Origin of the sequence: Corallococcus sp. BB11-1 (assembly GCF_026626625.1) — a bacterium.
Lineage (GTDB): Bacteria > Myxococcota > Myxococcia > Myxococcales > Myxococcaceae > Corallococcus > Corallococcus soli.
On record NZ_JAPNJY010000022.1, the window covers coordinates 221516 to 244454 of the forward strand.

Genomic DNA, 22939 nt, shown 5'->3' on the forward strand with positions numbered 1-22939 from the left:
GGGTAAGAATCTTACCCAGCTCCGAGGTTCCGACGACTGCGCCAGAGTCACCACATGTCAAAAGACTCAGATCGTTGTTCAGGCACCCTCCTTTGCTCTAAGCGTAGACTACGAAAGCCAAGCAATGTTGGCAATCGGGACTTGACAGTCTCTCGGGCTCGCCCTTACACACGGATCTTGCCGTAAGTTAGCCAGACTGCCGCTCTACCTCCCTGAAGAACTGGGTGAGCGAGTACTCCAGCAGCGCTTGGCGGGACTGCATGTACCGGCGGGCGCGGAGGAAGGGTAGCCAGACGCGCTTGCCCACCCGCACCTGGGACTCCTCCATCTTCTGCCGCAGCACCCACGTCCCGCCTAGCCGCCGCACCAGCACGTCACCCAGGTAGGCCCCCAGCGCTGGGGCTGTGTGACTGTCGATGAGTTCGCGCGTGTACCGCTCCGGGAAGTTCTCCCTCCAGAAGTAGAAGTCCAGGTCCGTGAGGGACTCAGGCGTCTCATCCATGATGGAGGGCACCTTGGTGTGCAGCGCTGCTACGAGGCCTTCGGACAGGTCTCCGTAGGACGTGAGGACGCGCTCCGGGTTCTCCACATCTGGCGGCAGGGCGACCGGAAGCCACTCCTCTGGCTCTGGAGGCCGGAAGGCGTTGAGCTCGGCAATCTTCCGCTGCCGCTCGCTGATGGCGAACTCGTCCGGCAGCCGCGAGAGGAACGGCGCCACGTCGGGGTGGAAACGCGGCTCGACGGGTACGAGTGCAGCACTGCGCTCCCTCAGCGTGCACAGCACCGTGTCGAAGTCGAGATCCGGCCGCAGGTGGACATGGGCTCGGGCCTGGGCCACACGTGCTTCGTCGCTCGCGAAGTCCACAGCGGTGGGCCGCAGCACCAGGAGGACGGAGCCGTTGGGAAGCTCCTCCACGAGGTGTGCAGGAGTCGAGAGCATCCGCTCACGACCAACGCGTTCTACGAGCTTGGGACCGAAGACGTTCAGCCAACACAGTTCATAAACCTTTTCGAAGCCATCCCTCCGAGACACTTCAGCTTCGCGGCCGAAATGAGGGAAGCCCGCCAACTCGCGGTCAGCCATACTGTGTGCTGCAGCATAGGAAGCCGGATAGTGAGTCGCCCAAGCTCGGACCATCTCGACGATCCCTCTACAGTCCCCTTCGTTTGAGAAGTGAGCGAGCGGTTGTACGTCGAGCCAGATGTTGATCTCAGAAGGGTGGGGCGGCAGCCAGAGTTCAAGCGTCAACTCCACAGCAGGAGATTCTGCGCGGTAAAGCGCGACAGACGCACTGTCATCGTCGCGGCGCTCCTTCAGTGCCTGCCAGAAGGCAGCGCGTGCATACTTTCGTTTCCGCGCCCCCTTGACGATATCGGGAGCCCAGTCCCCTGGGCACTTTTCAAGTGCATTGAGAAACGGGACAAGCTCAACCTCCATTTCAGTTTGGTCGCTGAACGTGCCTTCGAGGGTGAGCAGAAGGTGATCGACTTCGCTCGTGCAGGGAGTCTTCGGGGCACTCATTGGACCAGCACCTCCACCGCGGGAACTTTCCTCTGCGTGCGTCTCAATGCGGTCTCCCAAGCTTCCGGTTTCGTGGGCTTGAGAGTCCCTTCATAAACGAGGCGAACCCTCTGGACTCGTGCCTGCTGCCGCATCCCTTCTCGGAGGATGTTTAATTCACCACCGTAATACCGCAGCGCGCTGCTCGCGTCCGTAGTCATTTGTGCCGCCAGGGAGTCCTTGTCCAACGCCTTAAGGTCCCGACTCTTGAAGCTGAACGTCTCCACGTGGGGACTCAGGCCAGCAGAGGGCCCCTCTTCGATGACGAGCACGTCCGCGAAGCGGATGTCCGCCTTCGCCACCCCCACGTGCGTCTCGATGCGCGGCTGGTCGAAGTCCTTGAGCCACCGCCGCTTCGACCGTGGGAGGGCCGCGTCCGCTTCCAGGAGGGCGACCATCTTCCTCTCGAAGGCCAGTCCCCGGGCGTACCGGTCACGAAGAAGCTGGTAGCCGGCCCACTTCAGTGGCCCCTTCTCCGCAATTCTCTTCTTTATTTCCGCGGCCCTCGTCTCCAGGTACGCCACGTAGTCGGACCAGAGTGGCTCCGCAGCGACTTCGGCAGGAGCAGCCTTCTGCAGTGCCTGGCGGTGCCTCGTCAGCTCCGCCACGTCCATCGACAGGCGCTCTCCCGGGAACTCCGCCTCCAACTGCTTGAACTTCGCCTCCGCCACTTCCGCAGGGAGTCCGGCTGCCTCAGGAGGCACGGAGGGTCTACTGCCGCCTCTTCTCCCTGAGCCCCCGCCGGTGGATGCGGCACTCGGAGGCTCGCGATACCGCACCGCCAACGTGGCCTGTGCTTGAGCGACGTTGCCTCGCGCCTCGTGAAGAGCCAGCGCGCCGGCTTCGCCCCACTCCGCCACCAGAAAGGCCGCCTCCCCGCTCTGTTGGAGGTAGCGGGCCAGTTCTCCCACGCCGCTCTCCCCTATCTGCGCCTCCAACCTCTCCAGCACGGCCTTCAGCGCTTCCACCCGAGACACTACGGCCTGGAGCCGTGCCCCCTCCTGCCTGGAGAGGCCGGCTTCACGGAATGCACGCGCCCCCTTTCCTCCCGCGTACAAGCCCACCATGAGGGCCGCGGGCGCCAACTGTCGCGTGGCCTCCTCGTACTCCCCCTTAGCGAGGGAAGCCCCGCCCTGCGCCGTCCCTGCCGCCAGGTGGTAGAAACCCAGCGGCACACCGAAGGTGAGGTGGTCAAAGGACGCCAGGGCCACGTTGACCGGTGCGAAGGCCCCCAGGTACTGCGCCTTCTCCACCTCCTCGTATGCAGCCCGGTAGGGCGGTGGGAGCTGCGGGGGCAGCGCGGACGCATCCACACTCCGGCTTCCGCCGACAAGGGGAATGGAGGCCGCGACGTCATCTGCGGCCCGTCCCAGCCCGCGCGCGATGTCGCCAGCACGGAAGTCCCTCTCCGGGAAGTCGGTGAGGGCCATGCCCCGATGCTTCAGCTCCTCGCGCACCACCTCCATGGCCCCCAGAGCGCGCTTGAGCAGTTTGTCCTCGGCCAACAGGCGCAGCAGTTGCCGCACCTCGTCGTCGTGGGTGGTGTGCAGGACGAAGAGGGCCAGGACTTCCGCCTTGGCCAGGCCGTGCTTCTCGACGGCGGTGGCGAGGAAGGCCGCGCGCTTCTTGAGGAGGACGCGGGCGGCCTCGGCCTCCAGGGGGCCCAGGGCGCCCAACCGGACAGCGTTCCAGTCCGAGAAGGCCTCCACCAGCCGAGGCATGTCCGCCAAGCGCTGCAAGGCCAGGAAGGCCGCTGGTGTGGTGCACTCCAAGAATGGCGCCAGCACCTCGTCCTCCGAGTCCAGATGTGGCCAGCCCGAGGGCACATCCCCGCACGCTCCTGCCAGGGCGCCCACCACACGCAGCGGTGCCGTCTCACCTCCGCCGGGGTTCGGGGGAGACGGCGTGGCCCGGCGGCGGTGCAGAAGCGGTCCGGCCGCGGCCTCTTCGCCATCGAAGTCCTCGAGCGCGTCGTCCTCGGGGAGACTCGCGACGGCACCGCGCCCCAAGGCCGCCATGGGCGTCGCGCCCGAGACGGCAGCCAGGGTGCCTCCAGGGCCCGCCCGTGAGGGCAGTGAGGCACACCCCACTGTGAGGAGCGCCAGGGCCAGCACCAGGCCAGCTCCGCCGCGCGACAATTGCTCAGCGCGCATTGTCCACCCCCAGCCCCACGGCCGCGAAGACCCCCGGTCGCAGCGTCCCCTCCGGCGTAGGAAACAGCAGCGTGCCACCCTGCCCCAGCGCGTAGAGGTTGCCTCCCAGGAAGCGCCACCGGGCCTCCCCGGAGACGAGGTAGCGCGCTCCGGGCTGGCCCATGGCCGTCGCCAACCCACCAACGCCCAGGCTGAAATCACGGTGGAAGAGTTGCGCCTCCACCCGCCCATCCACGTCCACCCGGCCCCAGGAGAAGGCCTCCACTCCCAGGGAGAGGAAGAGGTGTCGCTGGCGCATGCCACTCAGCCGCATCGCGTCCCAGCTGAGAATCACTTCCCCGTAGGCGGAAGCCCCCTCCGGGAAGGACACCTCCGCCAGCGGCACGGAGGCCAGGCCCGCCACCTGGAAGCGCGCCAACTCATAGTCCGGGCCGAAGGCGCCCTGACGGAAGCCTCCACGCTGAAGGCGCCCCTCCAGGCGGGCTCGCAAGTCCACCGTCGGCGTCAGCGCATCCACGCCCACGCCCACCACCGCGCCCCATGCCCCGCCCTCGCCCGGGCGTCCACCCCACCCGCCCAGCAGGTGCGCCTCCACCCTCTTGCCCTTGCGCCCTCGCCGCAGCACCACGGCGGTGGCATCCAGGTGCGCCAACGTCATGGGCCTCGAGGTGCCGCCCACCCGCCCCCAGTCATGTACCGCGGACAGCGCCAGCGTGTAGCGCCCGGGGACAGGGGGCCTGCCGAAGAGGACGTGCTGCACGTCCAGGGCTACTTCGGCTCCCGCCAGACAAGCGCTCAGCACGTCCGAAGCAAAGGCCTCCGCGTACACCGGCCCCAGCGTCCCCGTCGCGATGACTCCGGCGGGGTGGTAGTCGGGGTTGACGCGGTTGCCGTAGCGCCGCACCAGGTGCCCGGACAAGAGGGAGTAGCCCTCCATCATCCCCAGCCACAACGAGTTGGGCGTGTCCCCTCCCACCATGAAAAGGCGCACCACCTGCCCCCAGTCGGACAGCGTGTCCCAGTCCTCCTTCCTGATGAGGCCCGCCCCCTCCCCTCCACCCCACAGCCGCAGCCGTACCGGCGCCCCGAGAATGAGGCGCAACGCCTCTCCCTTCCCCAAGGCCACCATGGGCTCCACCTGCACGAAGCCTTCGTCGGTGCCCTCGCCCCTTCGCGGCAACAACGTCAACGTCGCCGCGTCCATGCGCAGCAGGTTCGTCATCGGGGGTGTCGAGTCGGACGTGGCGAGCGCAGAAGCCTCCTCCTCGGGCTGCGCCACGCCCTCTTCTTCCTCGCCGGAAGACTTGTCCGAGATGGCCTCCTCCAGCCTGCTCACGGTGGCATCGAAGTCCTCTGGGGCGACGGCCTCCTGCGCCCCTCCTGCCCCGGGTAACAGCAGCAGCAAGACGACGGCCCAACTCCAATGCATGCCCATCGACGCCTCCGTGGCAGGCCCCAGCAGGGGCGCTTAGGACAGAGGTTCCCTGTTCGGTCCGACAAGGCGGAGGACCGGGTGGGGCATTGCACTGAAAAAGTCACATACGACCCGGCCCGCCGGGGGATAGACAGACGTGCCACGCCACGCTACGGCGCCAGCCGCGCGAATAGGAATGACAGTGGCGACACTCCTCAGCGTCCGTCAGGCATGCTGCACGACGAAGCGCAGACCGCTACTCGCGCACGACGACTGCCAGCGAGTGCCTTACATGGCACAGGAGGTCCCTGCGCAGCTCGCGAGACCAACACCGACATCGAGGTGCAGTGATAGGGTGGTGCAGGAGCGTCGCCATCAGGGCGCCCGCAGCCATCAGTGAGTCGCGCATTCACTCGCGCACACTCCAGCTTATGGGAAGGTGACGTTGCCCAGTGTGACGGTGCGGCGCCCATCCGTATCCCAGAGCTTGAGCGTGAAGCTCCCTTGCGGGGACTCGGATGCAGTCTCAGCCTCTACCACCACGCGCTGGGTCGCCGAACCGGGGGCCAAAGGGCCGGACTGCCACACTTGGAGAACCTGCAGTTCCTCGTTTGCCTTGCCCCGAAGCGTCGCACCTTCTGCGGTCCACGGCTGGGCGTCCGCGCCTGACTTGAGGCTGATCTCTACAGCCACTCTGCGGGATGCACGATATGCATAAACATTGTGTTTGCTTGCTGCCCCTCCCGGGGCCTGAGTGGCAATCTCGGTCAGGTCGCGGAAGTCAACGCCTCGTCCGCTGAGGACTGCTGTCGATATGAGTCCCGTCAACCCATCAGGAGCACTTCGCTCCGCGCGCAGGCGCGCATTCTCCTCTTTGCACCGCTCAGCCTCAATACGCGCCTGCCGGACCTCCTCCTGGTACGTTTCGACGCCCCTCTTGCGCCGATAGACCTCGACGAGCGCTTCTGACCTTGCCGGGTGCGCGACCAAGACAAACGTCGCACTCGCCGGGGCTGCTCCATCCAGAAACCGCACCGTCAGCTTGAGCCGATCTCCCGCATTGAATCCGGCTGAAGGAACCAAGCGCAACGTGCTGAGGCCGGCATCCAGGACCGAGAAGCGCTCGCGCCCCTCCAGCACCACCTGTGCCTACCCAAAATTCAGTCGCTGCGTCATGAGTGCGTCAAGGCTGCGTCAAAACGTGCGTCATGACGTGAGCGATGCGCATGACGAGCCGCTGGGGCCTCCCTTCCGTTTGATAGGGGTCGGAATTATGCCCGGCTCAGACGCCTCAACTCCTCTCTGCCTGCGTGTGGACACTCCCCAACCTTCCTGCGAACGCAGGTAGGCTGGTGCAGCACGCGCGGGTCTACGAGGGTGTTGTTGGAAAGACCGCGACTCTACGCAGCGCGGCGCTCGTACCTGTGGTGGAGCCCGAAGACTTCCCGTAGCTCTATCACCTTGGCTCCATGCTCCGGGCCCTGCACCTTACGCGTCTCGGGCGCATCCTTCCCGAGCGACAGGTGAGTCCGGCTCGCATTGTAGTAGCGCTGGTACTCGCGCAGCAGGCGCCGAGCGTGGGCTTCGTTCAGGACGACGACATGGTCCAGCAGCTCCCTACGTATCGAACCGATGACTCTCTCCGCATAGGGATTCTGCCACGGACACCGTGCTGCACTCGGCACCTCGCGAATCCCCAAATGGGTAAGCGTGGCGCGAACGCCCTCGGAGTAGAGCTTGTCCCTATCTCGGTGCAAGTACCTCGGAGCACTGGCCCAGGGAAAGGCCTCTCGCAACTGCTGCTTCGTCCATTCTTCCGTCGGGTGCGCTGTCACATTGAGGTGGAGGATTCGCCTGTCCCGGTGACTCACAACCACAAGTCCGAACAGCACGCCAAGCGCCGCAGTCGGAATGACAAAGAAGTCCATCCCCGCGGACTCCGCCAGATGCAAGCGCAAGAAGTTCCGCCATGTTGGTGATGGTTTCGGCGCTCCCCTTCTCGGTCTGGGCATGTAACGAGCGACCGTTGTCTGGCCTACCTCCATCCCCAACTTCAGCAACTCCCCGTGAATGCGCGGGGCCCCCCATGTCGGGTTGGCTTCGGCCATGCGCCGAATCAACGCCCTCAGCTCCAGGGCTGCCCGAGGACGTCCCACCCGGCTTCGGGACTTCCAGCGCCAGAAGAGCCGAAAGCCCATCCGATGCCACTTCACCACCGTCGCCGGCTGCACCAGGCACAGTGGACGCCGCCAGCCCTGCCAGAAGCGCTGGAGAAATACCCAGAAGAGGCGATCGCCCCGTGCAAGCCTCGGTGATGGGCGCTTCTCGCGAAAGACCGCGAGTTGCTGGCGAAGAGCCAAATTCTCCAGAGCCAGTTCCGAACGGCTCCGCAAGACCGAGCGCAACGTCTGAGCCAGCGCATTTACGAAGGCCCTCATCCTGCCATTCTTGCCGGCCATAGCCAGCACGCCAGAATTCTGCCGCGCCCCGTAACGGACCGCATGGCATCACAGAGGCATCTGTGCACACTCACCCACTTTCGCTCCGTCAAGCCCAGCATCCTTCGGCCCCATCCGTAGGACTATGCATGCAATAACGCGTTCGCCGACGCTCGCTTCTCACCGGCCCCAAATATCCGGTAATCACAACCATCGAACCGCGCCTCGAAGATCCTCCTCCGCGACTCAGCTCCCCAGGACCTTCATCGCGGCGGCTTTGGCATCGCCAAAGAAGATCGGGTCGACATGCTCCATGATGTCGGCGCTCACGTCGAGGAAGTTCCGCTTGTTCTCGATGGGGATGAGAGCGCGCTTCGCGCCGTTGTCCTTCGCGACCTGGAGCGGCTCGGTGAGCGAGCGCAAGGGCTTGATGTTCCCTTGGACGCTCATGTCCCCGAGGATGAGGAGCGCGGGGCTCACGGGCGCCTTACGCAGCGCTGAGTAGGCGGCGACGAAGAGGGCGACGCCGAGCTCGGCCTCGACGCGATTGGCGAGTAGGTCGATGACCTCGACATGGAGGTCGGAGACGTCGAGGTCGCGTGCAATGCCCAGCTCCGATTTCTTCGCTTGCAGAAAGCTGAAAGCGCGCTGGACGGACTCCTTCATCGCGCCAGACACGCCGCCCGCAAGCTTCAACTTGCCCGTGCCTGTCGAGACGGAGACCTCGACGCGGTAGAGACCGACGGTGCCGTCGGAGGTGACACCCGCGCTGTAGACGGTGCCAGGGGCCAGCGGATCGGTGGAGATGAGGTCGCGGCCACCTTGCTCGGGCACGCCGACGAACTTCTCCTCGCCGGTGTCCTGCAGCGTGTAGCTGAATGACGTGTGGTAGTACTCGAAGGAGCCCATCTTCTTGAGCTGCTCCTTCACGCGGCGGCGGCCTTCGATGGCGAGCTCGAGGATCTCGCCGAGCTCCTCCTGCGTGACTTCGCCGTGCGGGAAGAGGATTTTCATCAAGCCGGAGACGGTCTTGCGCACCGCCTTGCGGTCGCGGGCGTTGAGGTGGGCGCCGAGCGAGAAGTGGCGGTCGATGATCTCGGTGAAGTTGTGCTTCCGCATCTCGCGGAGCGCTTCGGCGAGGTAGTCCACGACGAAGCCGTAGTGGATCGTGAACATCTCGTTCCGCATCTTCGGGATCTCCCAGCCAGGGAGGTAGAAGTGCATGCGGTCGATGAAGGCCATGTCGTCGCGGATCATGTCGGGCATCGGCGCGAACAGGTGGCCGGTCTGCACCATCACGTCGATGGGCTGATTGGTGTTGCCGAACATCGCGATGCTCGCGTCGCCAGAGACCGCCTCCTGCCCGCGCTGGAAGGTGCCGGACTCGCAGTAGGTCTTCATCGTCGTAATGACCTCCTTCGGCATCTTCTGAAGGTCGGCGACCTCGTCGAACCCGACGACGTCCCAGATCTGCACCATGCCCTTCTGGCGGCCGTTCATGTGGCCGAAGAGGTTGGCGACGGTGGTGCCACCGGTGAGCAGCGCCGAGTACGGAGAGACCTCCTGCACCACGTAGCTCTTGCCCGTGCCGCGCGGGCCGAGTTCAATGAGGTTGTAGTTGCGCTCGACCAGCGGGATGAGGCGCACGAGGAAGAGCAGCTTCAGCCGTCGCGTCATCTCGCCGGGCTCGTAGCCCATGCTGCGCATCATGAGGTCGAGCCACTCATCGGTCGTGAACTCGCGTCGGACGCGGCGGTACTCCTCGAGATCGAAGGTCGCGATCTGGATGGGTGTGAGCTTGTCGATCCAGAACGGGTTCTTGCCCTTCGACTCCTCGTCGTACTCGAAGCGCATGTCGATCTGGGCCCAGACGCCGCCCATGACGAGGCGCTCGTAGTCGCGCACGTAGTGCTCGGGCACGTGGACGTTCTTTTGGCCGAAGTTCGTGACCTCGGCCCAGTAGTCTGAGTCGACGAGGCGCACCTTCACCTTGTCGATGAAGGTGTGGCGCCCGCGGTCCTTCACCATCGCCTGCGCCTTCATCGACTCGTCGGAGCGGATGTAGTTGTTCGCAAGTGTGTCGTTGACGACCTGGAGTCCCATCTGGATCGAGACTTCGTCGCTCGACGCGCAGTACTTCCCGAGGAGGAACTCGAGGACGAAGACCGGCACGTTGGCGCCGACCTTCACCTTTCGGACGAGGTCCTTGCGCACCACCTTCCCAGCGAACAGGCGGTTGACCTTGTCGTCGAGCGCATCTCGTGTCGGGGTTGCTCCGTTGCTCATGGCTTACACTCCAAGTCGAACCGAGATGTCAGTGGGCGATCGGTATAGCTCCGCGTCGGTCGTCGGGTCCTGCACAACGACACGCAACGAGGCGACACTCTCGTCGCTCAGCAAGAAGGCAACGGTCGCCGGCTTGTTCGGCTCGAGATTTACGGCGCCGGTGGACCGGTCGAACTGCGCGTCGACCGCCATGCCGACGGCGCCGACCTGTTTGCCGGCCGCCATCAAGAGCGGCCGCACTTGGATCCCCGTCGCGCCGAGCATCATCTGCTTCGCTCCGTAGGTGAACGTGACGCTGAAGATACGGTTGGTCACCGCCGAGGGCAGGCCGGTCACTTCGATCGGGCCCACCGAAGGACGCACCGACTCGCGCGCCTTCGTGCGCACGGTCAGAACGGGGATCACCATCTCCTGCAGCGACGGTCCGCCGTGATGGAACGCGAGGTCGCCGCCTGCCTTGAATACACCCGACGACGCCGGGAAAACGAGCTCGAGGTCGGACGCGTAGCCGAGCGCCGAGGCCTGCACGCGCACGCAGCCGGGAGGCGTCGCCCCACCGCGCCCAATCCAGCAGCGCCGGTGCAACTCCACCGTGTCGCCACCGGGCGCGTCGGTGCGCATCGATTCGTCACGGTCGTTTGCGAAGAACAGGTGGCCGTGGTCGGCACTGACGACAGCGTGCTCGATGCCCGCCGCCGCGAGCTTGCGGATTGCGCGCGCGAGGTTGTCTATGACGGTGTCCAGCACCTGCCGTGCCTGGAACGTGAAGCCCGTTTCGCCAGCATGGTCGATCTCCTGCGAGCGGACGACGACGACCTGCGCTCCGTCGAGCTTCTTCGTCAGCTTCGAGGGCTGGAGGCTCAGCAGCTCGTCGAGCGCCACGTCGACCAGCTTCGGCACGCGCGCGGAGGCGAACTTCTTTCGGCTCGCGAGGTCCGGCAGGAAGGAGTCGTCGATGCGGGCACCGAGCTTGCCGTTCTGCTCGGCGACCGAGAAGCTCGCCGACGCTCCGGGCTGGAGCGCCCCCATGCCGATGGGCGTGATGCTCGGCAGCGCACCGACCGCCGCACGCACCGAAACCTCGGAGGTCTTCGGCAGGCGCTCGGCGAGCTCGACGCCCATCTCATAGCGCATCGCATCGACGAGGAAGTAGGCGACGGGCTTGGGCTTGTCGGCGACGACCTCGCTCCAGATGCGTGTCTGGTGGAGCGCGCCGGACACGGCCCACCCGGCCTTGGCGAGCGCCTTGGTGAAGCCCTCGGCCATTACATGGCACGCGTCCTCGTAGGCGCGCCGGACCACGCCCAGCGGGCGCTCCTCGGGCTCCTCATCGAGGTTCGCGACCCAGGCCTCGAGCCGACGTTGCGCCTGGTCGAGACGGAACCAGCCGGTCCCATCCTTTCCCGGCGACACATAGGCGTCGAGCCATGTGGCCGGACCTCCCGAGGTCTTGCTGACTGCCGCTTCCACTTGGACCGCCACGTTGCCCAGCTCGGCCATGCGCCGAGTGGCTTCCCACTGGGCCTTCCGACTCACGTCGCGGTCAAGCCAGAAGCTCTGCTCTCGCTCGGCGACGAGGGCGATCGCGGACTCGAACTCGCCGTTCGCGATGAGGTCACCTGCGTAACGGAGCAGCGCGCGCTCTTCGAAACGGAACGTGTCGATCGCTCCCAGTGCGCCGGGCAGGAGCTTCGCGTTCTTGAGCCCCAGCTCTTCCTCGACGTGATCGGCGAGCGCCGCGTAAGCGTCCGCATGGCCAGTGCGGAGGCGACGCGCGAGCTCTCGCACGGCCGACTCTTCGTCCTTCGACCTGGGCGCAGGGATGCCATCGAGTGACGCGGGCGCATCGCACGAGAGGTCGAGGCGAAACTCGCCTGCGAGCACGTAGCGCAGTGTGATGGCGCGCATTTTCGAGGGCGGCGAGTCAGGGGCGAGGTCGAGCCCGAGGCGTGCCTTCACGAGCTTCGTCAGCTCCCGCGTCGCCTCCTTCTCCACGATCTGCGCGTCGCGCGCGTCGCTCACGAGCCACGCCGTGAGCAGCCCGTCGTTGCCGCTGGCCTCCTGGTAGATAATCTTCAAGATCGACGGCGGCTCGGCGCCCGAGTTGCCCGCGGCCGCGCGCGCGAGGTCCTCGTAGGAGACCTTGCGGCCCCCGGGTAGCATCTCGTCGACGACGCCGAGCGTGTACTTCTGGAGGAGCACGTTCTTCGCAAGCTGCACAAGCTGCGGCTCCCACGTCGTGCCGGCCTTCTCCAGCTCCATCAGGACGGAGGCACGGCGGTCGCGCCCGACGCCAGGGATGTAGACGACCACGGCAGACGGCGCGTCGCCGCTGACGTGCGGCTCGACGACCGCGCGCAGCTCGAACATCGAGCCCGAGTACTCGGCCAGGTGCGCGTTCGTGCCGACGACAGCGACCGACACGGGGGCGCTTCCGGAACGTGCGCCGCCGCGCAGCTCGTCGACGAAGGTCCGAAACTCGCCGCGCTCGTCGTACCAGACGACCACCCGACGGGACTTAATCTTGTCGGCAAGCTGCTTCGCCACATAGTCGTGAAGCGGGTGCATCAGGTGTCTCCTCGCACGAGCCGTCCCTGCCGCCGAAGCTCGGACGCGATGAACGGGGCGCGGTACTCGAGGTACGCGAGGTCGAAACCACCCGCCCCCGGACCGAGGCGGTAGCAGCGGACGTACTCCTCACGCTCCTGTACGCAGAGCCGGTGGTTCAGCATCGGGAGCGTCGCGTCGATGCGGTTCCACTCGGCCTCTGGAGCCACGTCGCCACGTTCAACGTGCAGAGTGTTCAAGTTGAGCACGAACCAGCCCGGCCCGATGGAGAACGGATCGACCAGCGTGAGCAGCGCGCCCTTCTTGGAGTTGATGATCGCCGCGCACAGCCGGTAGTTCGCCCACTCGTAGACTTGGTTCCACGTGTAGGATTTCGGCAGCACGTGATCGACCGTCGGATTGCCGGTCGCGTGATGGATGTACATCGCGAGGTATGCGCACCTCCGCTCGTACGCGACGAGCATCTCGGGGAGCGCCTCGCGCCAGCACGGTGGGAACGCGTCGGCAGGGATGTCCTGTTCCTTGTCGGCGAGCTTCTCCCGCTTCCGGCCCGGCCGCTTCAGACGCGGCTGGCGTCCGACCAGCTCGTCGATGGCAGACAGGCCGGGCTGCCGGACCTTCGCGTCGAACTCGGGAGGCTCGTGGGCGAGCGCGACCGGGATCATGACTTCTTCTCCGGAGCGGCGGCCTTCTTGGCCTGCTCGACGAAGTAGGTCCATCGAACCCAGAAGGGATCGATGTCCGGCAGCCCGGCTTCGCGGAGCTGATTGTCGGCAGCTTCGATCTCCTCGAGCGAGGGGGGCTTTGCGCTCAGGACGTCACGGGCGGCACGCACAGCACGCTCGCCTTCGAGCGACCGTGGTTCCTTCAGGTCGAAGGCGTCGCTGACCAGCCAGTTCCCGACCTCACCGAGACGGACATACTCTCGCTTGCGAAGCTCGACCTGCCCGCCTTCGAGATCGAGGTCGAACCACGCGTCCTTCTCGACGTCGAAGAGCGGCTCTAACGATGCGAGCACCAGCGGCGAGTGCGTCGCGGCGATGAGTTGGACCGACGCCCCTTCATCCTCGGTCAGCGTCTGCACGACCTTCAGCAGCGCAGGCACCACAGCGCGCTGCCAGCGTGGGTGGAGGTGCGCCTCGATCTCGTCGAATAGCATCACGACGCGGGAGGACGGCTGCTGCCCGAGCTGCCTTGACGCAATGAGGTGCTCGCGCCAGGCCCACGAGAGCATGTACGCGAGCGCGGCGATGCGGCGGACGCCGAGCGAAGCGTAGAGAATGGGGACGTCCTGCCCGTAGCCCATGCGGACCGTGGGAATGTCACGCGCGTCGTTGACCGACAGCCGCGCAAAGCTGTCACCTAGTTTCAGGCTGTTATCCCCCACGGTCGGAGCGAGAAGGGCGAGCACCGCCGCCATGCGCTTCGCGTCGTCCCTGCCTTCGCGAATCCAAGATGCCCAGTCGGCGACGAGGCCATTGCTCACCTGCGTAGGCTTCCCATCGACCGAGAGCCGCAACCCGTCCCACACCTCCTTCGAGCTGAAGATGTAGGCGGGCAGTCGATCCTGAACGTCGATGTTTCCTTGCTTCTTCCAGTAGTTCCGGGCCGGGTCCCAGACTGCGAAGCCGCCATCGGCGAGCGCATAGACGACGAGCCCCGGATTCCACGGACGCCCGGCCTTGCCCTTCCACGCCTGCTCGTCGGCCACGTAAGGGCTCTCGTACTTCACGCATCCTGTCTTGCTCTCGACCTCGAACGCTATGGTGGCCCTCTTCGTGACGTCGGTGGGGCGCGCGGCGTAGCCCGACGTCAGGTTCGCGTTGAGGTCTTGCGGCCACTTCCGCGTGAGCGCCCACCAGGCCACGTCGAGCAGGAAGCTCTTGCCGAGGCCGTTGTCTCCCGTGATGAGGTTCAGCCGGGGCGCGAGCTCCAACTTCATCTCGGGCGCGGGGCCGACGTTCTGGAGTTGGAGGGACTCAAGCATTGGCTTTGCCTTTCTTCATCTTCTTGGCGTTGCCGGTCGCAGCGGACGCTTCGAGCAGGCTCTGGAGCGCGGACTTCACGGCGGTCGAGGTTCGCTCGCGCACGAGTTCGTCGACGCTGCGCGTGGGCGTTTTCTGGGCGGTCCACTTGCCGTCGGTTCTCTCGACCCAGAACACGTCCTCGAGGCCGTGGGCAATGGCGAGGCTCCGGTCCCTCGCGCACTTCGGGACCACGCGCTCGGGCCAGAGGTGCATCGCCAGGTGGGCCCAGTCGTATTTGCCCTCGCAGAGAGCGTCCCAGGTAGACTTCAGCTCCCTCTGCCATGCCTTGTTCTGCGGGACGAGCCGCCAGAGCGGCGCGAAGTTGATGATGACGCCGTCGTCGAGGTGTGGATTCCAGAGAGGAGCTACGAGCCTCAACTCCGAGAGGAGCGAGTTCAGACCATCGGCGCGCGCCATGAGCGCACGCTTCTCAGCCACGCTCAAAGAAGCAGCCGCCGCACGGCCCAAATAAGCGATCCACGGCTCGACAACCTCTTTGACTACGAACGGCAGAGTGTCCTGCGTGGCGCAGAGGTAGTTTATCCACACCCCGACTACGGCTCCGGCCGTCAACCGCCAATATACGGGGGCTCGACGCCGTCCGCTCGTGTGCGTCGCCAGATGATTCGCCCAAGCCCCGTTACTGCTGTTCGACGAGAGGTATTCGCCTAGGTCGCGCACACCAAGTTCCCGGCACAAGGCCGCTTCTACAGTTTGTTCGTCTTGGCGAAGTTGCCACCCGACCGCCTCTCGAACACGCGACAGGAGGCTATCTGGAGCGCCCCAGTCCTCAGAGGCAGCCGCGAGCTTCCGGGATCCCTGCAAGGACTCTAATTGGGACGCCGTTGGTACTGGCTCAGCGAATGGATCCATCGGCGCAGGGTCAAAAGGTTCCCGCCTCTGCCAGCGACCGAGAGCATGTCCAATCGCCCATCCGACGACGCGCCGCGCGTAGTCATTGCGACTCAGGGAGAGCTGCGGTTCGTTCGGCTCCTGATCAACTCCGTCCTCCCCCTCTCCATCAGACGCACGACTGTCTCCTTCCTCCCTAACGCCCTCGACCCGAGTCGCCTCCAAGACCTCCCTGACCTTGGAAGAATCCACCCCATAGAGAGCGTCGATGCGATCGTTACAGAGATTTTGGCACTCGCGAATCTTAGCCTTCGCTTCCTCAACTAGGCGCAGGGCGTTCTCGTAGGACGAGTCAAAGCCTTCGCCTCGCGGCAATCCCACGAAGTGCGGAGCCGTTTCCGAAAGCGAGTGCGCGGCGACGAGGGCTCGCAGCGTCTGTGCTACCGAGTTGCTGACGTCCGCTGCAACAGCCTTCGGCGGGACTCGCCAGGGCAGGCGTTTGATTATTCCCGTAAGATATTTTTGCTTGTTCGCCTGCATCTCGACCAGCAACCGACACAGCCGTGCATTCAGCCACCCCAGCAGGTACTCGTCGCTTACGGTCGGTCCTGCACGAGGCTCCAAAAGAACCGCTGGCCCCTCGGTCGAGAAGATATGACCCTCGGGGAGAACGCGGACAGCGAACTGGATTGATCGGCGGGAGTAGGTGGCGCCTCGTCTGAGCCAATAAGTGGAGGCTTGTCTTACTTGAGCGGTCGATCCGTTCAGCTGAAGGTTGATCTCTTGCAACTCACGACCATCAGTTCCCCAATTAAGGACCAAGTCAGAAGGCACAAACCATTCAACATGGCCGCCTCCTTTGGCGAACCAAGTCCAGCCAGACTGGCGGTTCGCGCCAATGGAATCTAGCTCGACCTCCCACCAAGTTCGTACGAAGCGAAAATTATCAAAAGACTTCATCCCTTCTCGCGCTGTTCCCGAAGCCCCCTCGAAGACCGTAGGTGCGCGAAGCAGTTCGAGGAACTCCGTTGGGAGACTGTGCAGGATCTTCGCGGAGGGAAGGTCTTGAAAGGCCGCACGCGCCAGATAGCGTCCTCTGGGCTCTCGCGATGCGAGCGAATGCAGGTCGTCGCGAGATAGGACCGCGAAAGTCTCCGCGCTCGCAGCGGGCGCCTGGAGCGTGTAGGCGGCTGACTCCACCGAAGCATTGTCCATGACGCTTGGACCGAGGTCCGCAAGAAGCGTGATGGATGGCAGCACGCTCTTGCGACGAAAATCCTCAAGACGAGTCGTTACAAGGAACGATCGAGATGAGATACAACCGACTAGTCCGTGGGGCGCGAGTTCTACCGCGCGCTGAACGAAGGCCGCGAAAATGTCGTGATGGGCGCCGGGATATTCGGTCGATAGCTTGTCGAAGGTCCCGTCCACAGGCAGGCCGAATGGCGGGTTCATTACTACCACGTCGAACTGTTCTTCTGCGACGGTGAGAAGTCCAACTCCGTGTGCCATTTCATCAGCAAAGATTCGATGCCTCGTGCTCCTTCGAGCGCCACCCTCGGCTGCGAAGCGCGCGAGTGCCGACCGAATCCGCTCCTCCGGCGGCGCAAAGAGATCTCCCGTTTGGCCCCGCATCGGCTGGCGCGCGACGCGGGTCTCAATGCGCAGGAGCAGCCCAAGGTCACCCGCAAGCTTCAAAGCATCGATGAGGCCAGTAAACACGCGCCCGAGCTCGGCGTCACCCAGCTTCGCAACGAACTCCTTGGCGATCTGCTCGTCGGCGACGAGCGGCTCGGCCACGACGATGTTCGAGCGACGGATCTGTGCGCGCTCGGCGCGGCCGATGCCGTAGTCGCGGAACGCCTTCTGCGCGCGCATCCATAGTGCGAGCTGGGCGATCTGCGCGCAGCGCGGGTCGATATCGACGCCGTGGAGGTTGTGCGCGAGCACGAGCCCAGGGACGGCCTTTCGAAGCGCATCGCGGCTCGGGTAGTCCTCGGCGAGCGTCTTGCCCGTGGCTTCGCTCTTCGGGCTCTCCGGGTCGGAGTAGGCCTCCTCGTAGATCGTGAGGAGCAGGTCGAAGGCGTAGAGTAGGAAGTGGCCGCTGCCACACGCCGGGTCGAGCACGCGCAGGTCGCGCGGATCCTTCTTCGCGCGCGGCGCGAGTTCCTCACCGGGATTGCGGACCATGTACTCGCACTTCTCGGTGAGCACCGTGTTCGTGCTGCGCATCTCGTACCAGATGCGGCCGAGCGTGTTGTCCGTCAGAAACTGGACAACGTAGCGCGGCGTGAAGAACTGATTGCGCACGGCGAGTTCACGACTGTTGCGCGGCGCCTGGCTCTCCTCGCGCATCTTCCGGCGCTCGTCCTGGCCATTAAAGAACTGGTAGACCCAGCCGATCGTCTCGTCCTCGCCCCACACGCGGGCGAGTTCGGTGGCGCTCAGGATCTCGAGGAGTTGCTCGAAGGTCGTGCGCTTCGGCCAGAGCACGCTCGACGGATCGCGCCGGTCGAAGAGCACCTTCACCTCGGTCGACAGCTCGTCGAAGAGCGACTCGATGTAGAGCCGATAGCCCGCGCTGTCGGGCAGGAGCGGCAGGCCGCGAGCCATACCGCAGAACTCGCGGTAGCCCGCCGACTGTTCGCCCTTGGTGATGCACTCCTGCACCAACTCGCGGGCCTCGAGCATCTTCAAGGCGACGAAGCGGTTGAGCGTGGTGAACGCGGCGTCGCGCAGGTAGTCGGCGACCGAGTCAGCGGCGCTCATCCCGGCGGCGCGCTTGTGCTCGATGGCAGCGACGATGCGTTCACGCTGGAACGCCTGGCGGGCCGAGAGGTGAACCCCAGGCTTCGCGGCCACCGCGCCTCCCTGGTGCACGTCGAAGTCACCATCGAGCTGCACGGCGAAGTCCTCCTCAAGGAGCTTCCGCGCTCGCTGAGTGGCGCGTTCGATGGCGTTGCGTGTGTCCTTGTCCATCAGGTCTTTCCCGCTTGGGCCAATGGGTTCATTGGTGCAGGCGCCTCCGGATACCGCTCTGCGAACCACGGCACCCGCGCCACGCCGTCTGTTGGCGAATCGGTGGTGGGGGCGTGGAGATGCCGGCCGATCTTCGGAAGGAGCAGCACTAGAAGAAGGTCCGAAGAATTCGGGTCTAGAGTGAAGCGCGAGTCTCCTCGATCCTCGAGTCGACGCGAGAACGCATCGAGGGCGGCTCGGCCGGCGTCAGTCAGCGGCTCGGGCAACACGAGGAGCCGACGGATGCTGTCAGGACTTACGAGACGAATCGGTTGCAGAGCCTCAAAGAGAGCACCTGCATTGCGGCCGAAGTCGACGCCCGGGAACCAGCCACGGAGACGAGCCACGAAGTCGTAGACGTCCGTAAACGCACCACCTTGCTCGCGCTGCCGACGCTCGGTTTCGGCGAAGAGACTCGAGATGGTGCCGTCACCCATCCGGACTGATTGACCGAGCATCCCAAGAAAGTTCCGCTCCTGGTCTGAAAGCACTCCGGCGGCCGGCTTGTAGCCGAGATCGTGTTCGATCTCGTTCCAGACGTGCGCCATCATGCTGCACACCTGCACCTCGCACGGCACGTCCATCACGTTCGCGTAGGTGCCCACTCCGTCCGCTGTCGTGAGAAAGGCCTCGACGTGGCTGGCTCGGTAGAAGTTGTTGGGATCGTCGCGGTTCTTGTCTTTGCGCTCGTGGATTGGACGCTGGCCACTGGCGTCGTTAAAGCGCTTGCAAACGAGCTGGACGACCTGGTCCTCATGACGCTGTTCGTACGTGGCGACCCGGACGGCGGCGAGGTCGCGGATTTGGTCGAAGACCGCATCGACGTCGGAGATCGACTTCTTGCCGGTCGCCGCGAAGCGACGCAGCTTGCCCTCCAGACTCTTCGGGCTCTTCGCCCGTGACGTCACCTGAGCGCGGATGGCGTTGCCTTCGACGATCTCCGAACGGCAGATTTCGGCCACGCGCGCAGCGAGCTTCAGGTAACGGTCGTACTCGCGGTGGTACCGCTGCACAGCCTTCTTGATGGTATCGTCTGAGATCGTCATGGCGCGCTACTGAATGAAGACCTTCTTGCCAGCACCGATGAGGCGGGCGCACTCCTCGCGGATACCGTCGAGCGCCGCATCGAGCTGATCCTCGGACTCAATGCCGCCGGCGAAGTAGCTCGCGACGCTCATAGTAACGACGCGCTCGCCGTCGATGAGCCGGTTGAGCTCCGCGAGCGCGGCCCGGAGGCGACCCTCACAGGCGTCGCGATCCGACCGCAGCTGAGGGATTGGGACCGGCTCCACATCCCGTTTACGGAGCAGCTCGAATGATGCGACGAGGCGATCTCGCGCTGGCTGGAGGCGTTCCCGGTCTTCCTTGGTGAGACTTAGCCAGGCCGACGCCTTGGCGAACCGATCAAATGCGTCCTCATAGGCGGTGGCGCGTGCCTCCAGTGCATCGTCGAAGCGGCGAGTGTACTCGGCCTCGATAGCCTTAGAGTGCTGCTCGATGGTCGGAAGCTCCTTGAAGAACGTTTCGCGGGCGAGCAGGTCTTCGAGCGCCGCCGCGCGGGTGCGCAGGGCATCGGAGATGTCTGACTCCTGGCTCAGGAAGTTCCAGAGACTCGCCTGCGCCTTGCGCGCGCTCTCGAGGTCATGGAGGCGAGGATCGTTAAGCACCTGCTCGAGCTCGACGGCACGCTTGATGGCGTCCTTGACGGCTCGGTGGCTCGTGTTGAACGTCGCGATGGCGTTGTCCTCGGAGCCCCGGAGGATGGCCTTCATCTGGCCAATGGCTCCCTCGAGAACCGCGCCGCCCGGCAGGCGATGCGTAGTGAGCGTCGCGAGAGCGGACGACACGGTGTCCTCGTTGCGCGCGACCTCCTTGCGAAGCTCGGCTACGATGGCTCCGGCATTCAGCTCCTTCACCTCGCTGCCGAAGGTGTCGCGGAAGGCCTCGGAGGCTTTCACCAGCTCCTCGAACTCGATACCCTTCTTCGGGCGGAACGACGCCTGCCGGAACAGGTTGTTGTTCGAGAAGGTGTCGCGCGCCTCGACACCGGTGACGGTATCGAGTGTCTGGCCCTTGCTGGTCGCCTCGATCTTGCCGGCGCGAAGCAGCGAGAGCACCACCAGGCGCACGACCTCGAAGTCCCAGCCGAACGGCTCCTTGGCGAACTCGTCGGTGAGGTAGCGGCCGCTCGCGGTGTCTCCGTAGTTGGCGCGCGCCTCGATGCGGTCGAGCACTTCCTTCAGCGGGCCACTCTCAGTGCGGAAGACGGTCTTGCCTTTCTCGTCTCGAAGGAGACCGAGGCCGCCGAACACGCTCGGCAGGCCCTGGAGGTTCTCGGCCGTGAAGAGCGCGTCGGTGCCCTTCTTCACGTCCGTCGCCTTGGCGGCGGCTTCCTTGAAACGGTCGAACACCTCGGGCAGCACCTGTCCGAGCACTTCGGCGGCGGTCTTGCCCGCGTCGACGGCGCGGTCGGTGGGACTGCGGTCGTTGCCTCGGAAGTAGATGTGGCCCGAGAGGCACGCCGCGCGCAGGAGGCGGCGAAGCTCACCCTCATGGCGGCGCAGGCGAACACGCTCCTCGGCGATGAGGGCGGGCGTGTCCTCGCCCTTTACGTCTCGCTCCTTCCTCGCGAGCATCTCCTTGCCGCGGAACAGCTCGACGGTCTCGCGGTCGATCGCGTCGGTGAGGCCGATGGCCCAAAAGACGTGTTTGCGTTCCTGCTGGCTGCGTGTGCGCAGCTCGGCGGCGAGCGACTCCAGCTCCTTGCCGTCCTCGGCGAGGTGGACCTGGAACATCATGTCGCCGCTCGTCACTTCGCGGCCGTGGATGGCGAGACCTGCCTTGAAGGTCTTGGTGTCGAAGAGCGTGTGCGACGGCTGCGGCTGCCAGAACCCCGACAGCACCTCGGAGTAGAGGCGGTGCGAGTCGCCGGGCTTCGGGCTGATGCCGTTGCGCAGGCGCTCCCAGTCGTCCTCGGCGGGCGTCGGGATGCGGTAGCCGTCGTCGCCGTGGCGGACCTTGTGGGCCGCCTCGAGCTCGCGGAGCGCCTCCTTCACCGAGGCGAGCTGCGAGTCGCCGCTCACGCTCCGGTGGAGAGCGGCCGCGATGTTCTCCGCGCTGCGGTGGACGCTCTTCACGTACTGAAGGAGGCAGATGACCTTGGCGACGGGCTGCGCGAGCGGGTGATTCAGCTCCTTCGAGATCGCGGCGATCTTCGCACGTACTTCCGAGCCGATGTTGCCCTCGACGAGGTCGTAGACCTGATCGAGCCGCACGAGGTCCCCGAGCTTTCCGTCGGCGAGGTTCACTGCCGGGTTGATGAGGAGCTGCTGCGCGAGCTTGATGATGGTGCGGTTCGCGCCGCCAACGTGCTTGCTCGCGCCGCCCTGCGTGCGGAGGCCTGAGACGACCTGGATGATGAGATCGATCTGATAGGGCAGCAGCGGGTAGAGGTCGATGAAGGCCTCGCGCGACAGCTCGGGAAGCTTGATGTCGGCTGTGAGACGGGTGTGCTCGGTGAGCCGACCTCGGTGCTCGTCGAAGAGCTTCCCGAGTGCTGCCTGCGCGCCGGAGTTCTTCGAGAGCACGCGGCGGCTCGTGACCTCGGAGATATCCGACGGCTCAAGGTGGACCTGCAGCGGGAAGCGGTCCATCAGGCGTGCCAGCTCGATCCTTTTGTCGTCGAGGCCGGAGACGAGTTCGCCGAGCTTCTCCTGCGACGTGACGACGACCCAGTGCTTGCCGCGGCCCTTCACACCGAGGTTCTGCACGACGGCCTGGAGATCGAGCATCTTCTGGACGTCGCGCGCAACGAACTGGCCCACCTCGTCGACCACGAACATGAGCGCGTGGCCAGGTTTCCTGCGCTTCATCAGCTCGCCCGCGCGCTCGGCCAACTTGCCCGGCGTGATGTCGTTCTTTCCTTTCGCAGCCTTCCACCAGGAGTCGGGGGATGGAAAGCGGTTGTTGTCGATTTCGTGGAGCACGACGCTCGCTTCGTTGAAGGCAAACGCCAGCCGGCCCTTCTCTTTGTCCCACTCTCGCCCGGGGAACTTTTTTGCGTAGCTCTGCTTGAACCGCTCGAGTTCGCCGCGCGCTTCGAGTTCGATCTCCAGTTCCGAGAGGTCGAGATCCTTCGCGTAGCTGAGGCTCTGGAGAAAGAGCCCGTACATGATCTCGGTGAGCGTCTGGTTGCCGCTGCGGATACCGCGGTCGGTCGAGACGTCGAAGATGACCGCGTGGGTCGGGATCTTCTCGTTGATGGCCTTCAGTAGAACGGACAGCTTCTTGTCGCCCGCGCGCTCGGCGAAACGCTCGGCCGCGGACTCACCCGCGACGGTGCGGTTCTCGATCGAGAGGCCAAGCATCTTGGCGAAGCTCGACTTACCGGAGCCGAAGAAGCCCGAGACCCAGATGGCGATGCCATCGTGCGGCTTGTTTGGTGTCTCGCGGTACACGTCGAAGATGCTGGTGTAGTGCGAGCGAATCGCGTCCGTGACGACGTACTCGTTGATCTCGTCGCGGATGATCTCTTCGTTGGTCTGGTCGACCTTGATGACTTCTTCGATGCGACGGTGGATGTCGTTGGCGAAGAGCGTCTTGATGGGTATGGACGTCGTCAT

The 22939-nt window shown here is 65.0% G+C and carries 12 protein-coding genes and 1 pseudogene; all 13 read right to left on the bottom strand.

The genetic code is table 11. The features are described 5' to 3' along the window. Positions 1 to 187: 187 nt before the first annotated feature. The 13 genes and pseudogenes from OV207_RS17640 to brxC all read right to left on the bottom strand — a co-directional run bounded on the left by OV207_RS17640 (position 188) and on the right by brxC (position 22939). Positions 188 to 1522: a hypothetical protein gene (locus OV207_RS17640; RefSeq protein WP_420715232.1), complete on the bottom strand. Its 1335-nt coding sequence runs from the start codon at positions 1520 to 1522 to the stop codon at positions 188 to 190. Continuing rightward, complete coding sequence (locus OV207_RS17645; protein ID WP_267556333.1) at positions 1519 to 3714, bottom strand: hypothetical protein; 2196 nt, start codon at positions 3712 to 3714, stop codon at positions 1519 to 1521. The genes OV207_RS17640 and OV207_RS17645 overlap by 4 nt, the downstream gene beginning before the upstream one ends. After that, entirely contained in the window at positions 3704 to 5149 is a 1446-nt protein-coding gene (locus OV207_RS17650) for a hypothetical protein (RefSeq protein WP_267556334.1), read from the bottom strand. The genes OV207_RS17645 and OV207_RS17650 overlap by 11 nt, the downstream gene beginning before the upstream one ends. A gap of 408 nt (positions 5150 to 5557) precedes the next feature. Beyond that, a complete protein-coding gene (locus OV207_RS17655) occupies positions 5558 to 6271 on the bottom strand; it encodes a DUF2381 family protein (protein ID WP_267556335.1) in 714 nt (237 codons plus the stop codon). 257 nt (positions 6272 to 6528) lie between these two features. Next, complete coding sequence (locus OV207_RS17660) at positions 6529 to 7056, bottom strand: integrase core domain-containing protein (protein WP_267556336.1); 528 nt, start codon at positions 7054 to 7056, stop codon at positions 6529 to 6531. Between the two features lie 93 nt (positions 7057 to 7149). After that, a pseudogene (locus OV207_RS37790) lies at positions 7150 to 7587 on the bottom strand (hypothetical protein); the annotation flags it as partial. Positions 7588 to 7812: 225 nt separating this feature from the next. Continuing rightward, positions 7813 to 9852, bottom strand: coding sequence for a protease Lon-related BREX system protein BrxL (gene brxL, locus OV207_RS17665; protein ID WP_267556337.1), 2040 nt, complete (start codon positions 9850 to 9852; stop codon positions 7813 to 7815). A 3-nt stretch (positions 9853 to 9855) separates the two neighbouring features. After that, entirely contained in the window at positions 9856 to 12420 is a 2565-nt protein-coding gene (locus OV207_RS17670; RefSeq protein ID WP_267556338.1) for a PglZ domain-containing protein, read from the bottom strand. Then, the gene (locus tag OV207_RS17675; RefSeq protein ID WP_267556339.1) at positions 12420 to 13085 is read right to left on the bottom strand and encodes a hypothetical protein; all 666 of its coding nucleotides are present in this window, start codon (positions 13083 to 13085) and stop codon (positions 12420 to 12422) included. Before OV207_RS17675 ends, OV207_RS17670 begins: the two co-directional genes overlap by 1 nt. Continuing rightward, positions 13082 to 14407, bottom strand: coding sequence for an AAA family ATPase (locus OV207_RS17680; protein ID WP_267556340.1), 1326 nt, complete (start codon positions 14405 to 14407; stop codon positions 13082 to 13084). Before OV207_RS17680 ends, OV207_RS17675 begins: the two co-directional genes overlap by 4 nt. Then, the gene (gene pglX / locus OV207_RS17685) at positions 14400 to 18278 is read right to left on the bottom strand and encodes a BREX-1 system adenine-specific DNA-methyltransferase PglX (protein ID WP_267556341.1); all 3879 of its coding nucleotides are present in this window, start codon (positions 18276 to 18278) and stop codon (positions 14400 to 14402) included. The genes OV207_RS17680 and pglX overlap by 8 nt, the downstream gene beginning before the upstream one ends. Further along, positions 18278 to 19363 carry a GTP pyrophosphokinase gene (locus tag OV207_RS17690; RefSeq protein ID WP_267556342.1) on the bottom strand — a complete coding sequence of 362 codons (1086 nt, stop codon included), beginning with the start codon at positions 19361 to 19363 and terminating at the stop codon, positions 18278 to 18280. The genes pglX and OV207_RS17690 overlap by 1 nt, the downstream gene beginning before the upstream one ends. A gap of 6 nt (positions 19364 to 19369) precedes the next feature. Beyond that, positions 19370 to 22939 (bottom strand): BREX system P-loop protein BrxC, encoded by a 3570-nt coding sequence (brxC, locus tag OV207_RS17695; RefSeq protein WP_267556343.1) that lies wholly within the window; start codon positions 22937 to 22939, stop codon positions 19370 to 19372.

What these genes read in the sequence shown, in the direction of transcription:
- OV207_RS17670 (WP_267556338.1), bottom strand. Translation starts at nt 12,420, where the DNA reads ATGCACCCGCTTCACGACTATGTGGCGAAGCAGCTTGCCGACAAGATT.
- OV207_RS17680 (WP_267556340.1), bottom strand. Translation starts at nt 14,407, where the DNA reads ATGCTTGAGTCCCTCCAACTCCAGAACGTCGGCCCCGCGCCCGAGATG.
- OV207_RS17640 (WP_420715232.1), bottom strand. Translation starts at nt 1,522, where the DNA reads ATGAGTGCCCCGAAGACTCCCTGCACGAGCGAAGTCGATCACCTTCTG.
- OV207_RS17675 (WP_267556339.1), bottom strand. Translation starts at nt 13,085, where the DNA reads ATGATCCCGGTCGCGCTCGCCCACGAGCCTCCCGAGTTCGACGCGAAG.
- pglX (WP_267556341.1), bottom strand. Translation starts at nt 18,278, where the DNA reads ATGGACAAGGACACACGCAACGCCATCGAACGCGCCACTCAGCGAGCG.
- brxL (WP_267556337.1), bottom strand. Translation starts at nt 9,852, where the DNA reads ATGAGCAACGGAGCAACCCCGACACGAGATGCGCTCGACGACAAGGTC.
- OV207_RS17650 (WP_267556334.1), bottom strand. Translation starts at nt 5,149, where the DNA reads ATGGGCATGCATTGGAGTTGGGCCGTCGTCTTGCTGCTGCTGTTACCC.
- OV207_RS17645 (WP_267556333.1), bottom strand. Translation starts at nt 3,714, where the DNA reads ATGCGCGCTGAGCAATTGTCGCGCGGCGGAGCTGGCCTGGTGCTGGCC.
- OV207_RS17690 (WP_267556342.1), bottom strand. Translation starts at nt 19,363, where the DNA reads ATGACGATCTCAGACGATACCATCAAGAAGGCTGTGCAGCGGTACCAC.
- brxC (WP_267556343.1), bottom strand. Translation starts at nt 22,939, where the DNA reads ATGACGACGTCCATACCCATCAAGACGCTCTTCGCCAACGACATCCAC.
- OV207_RS17660 (WP_267556336.1), bottom strand. Translation starts at nt 7,056, where the DNA reads ATGGACTTCTTTGTCATTCCGACTGCGGCGCTTGGCGTGCTGTTCGGA.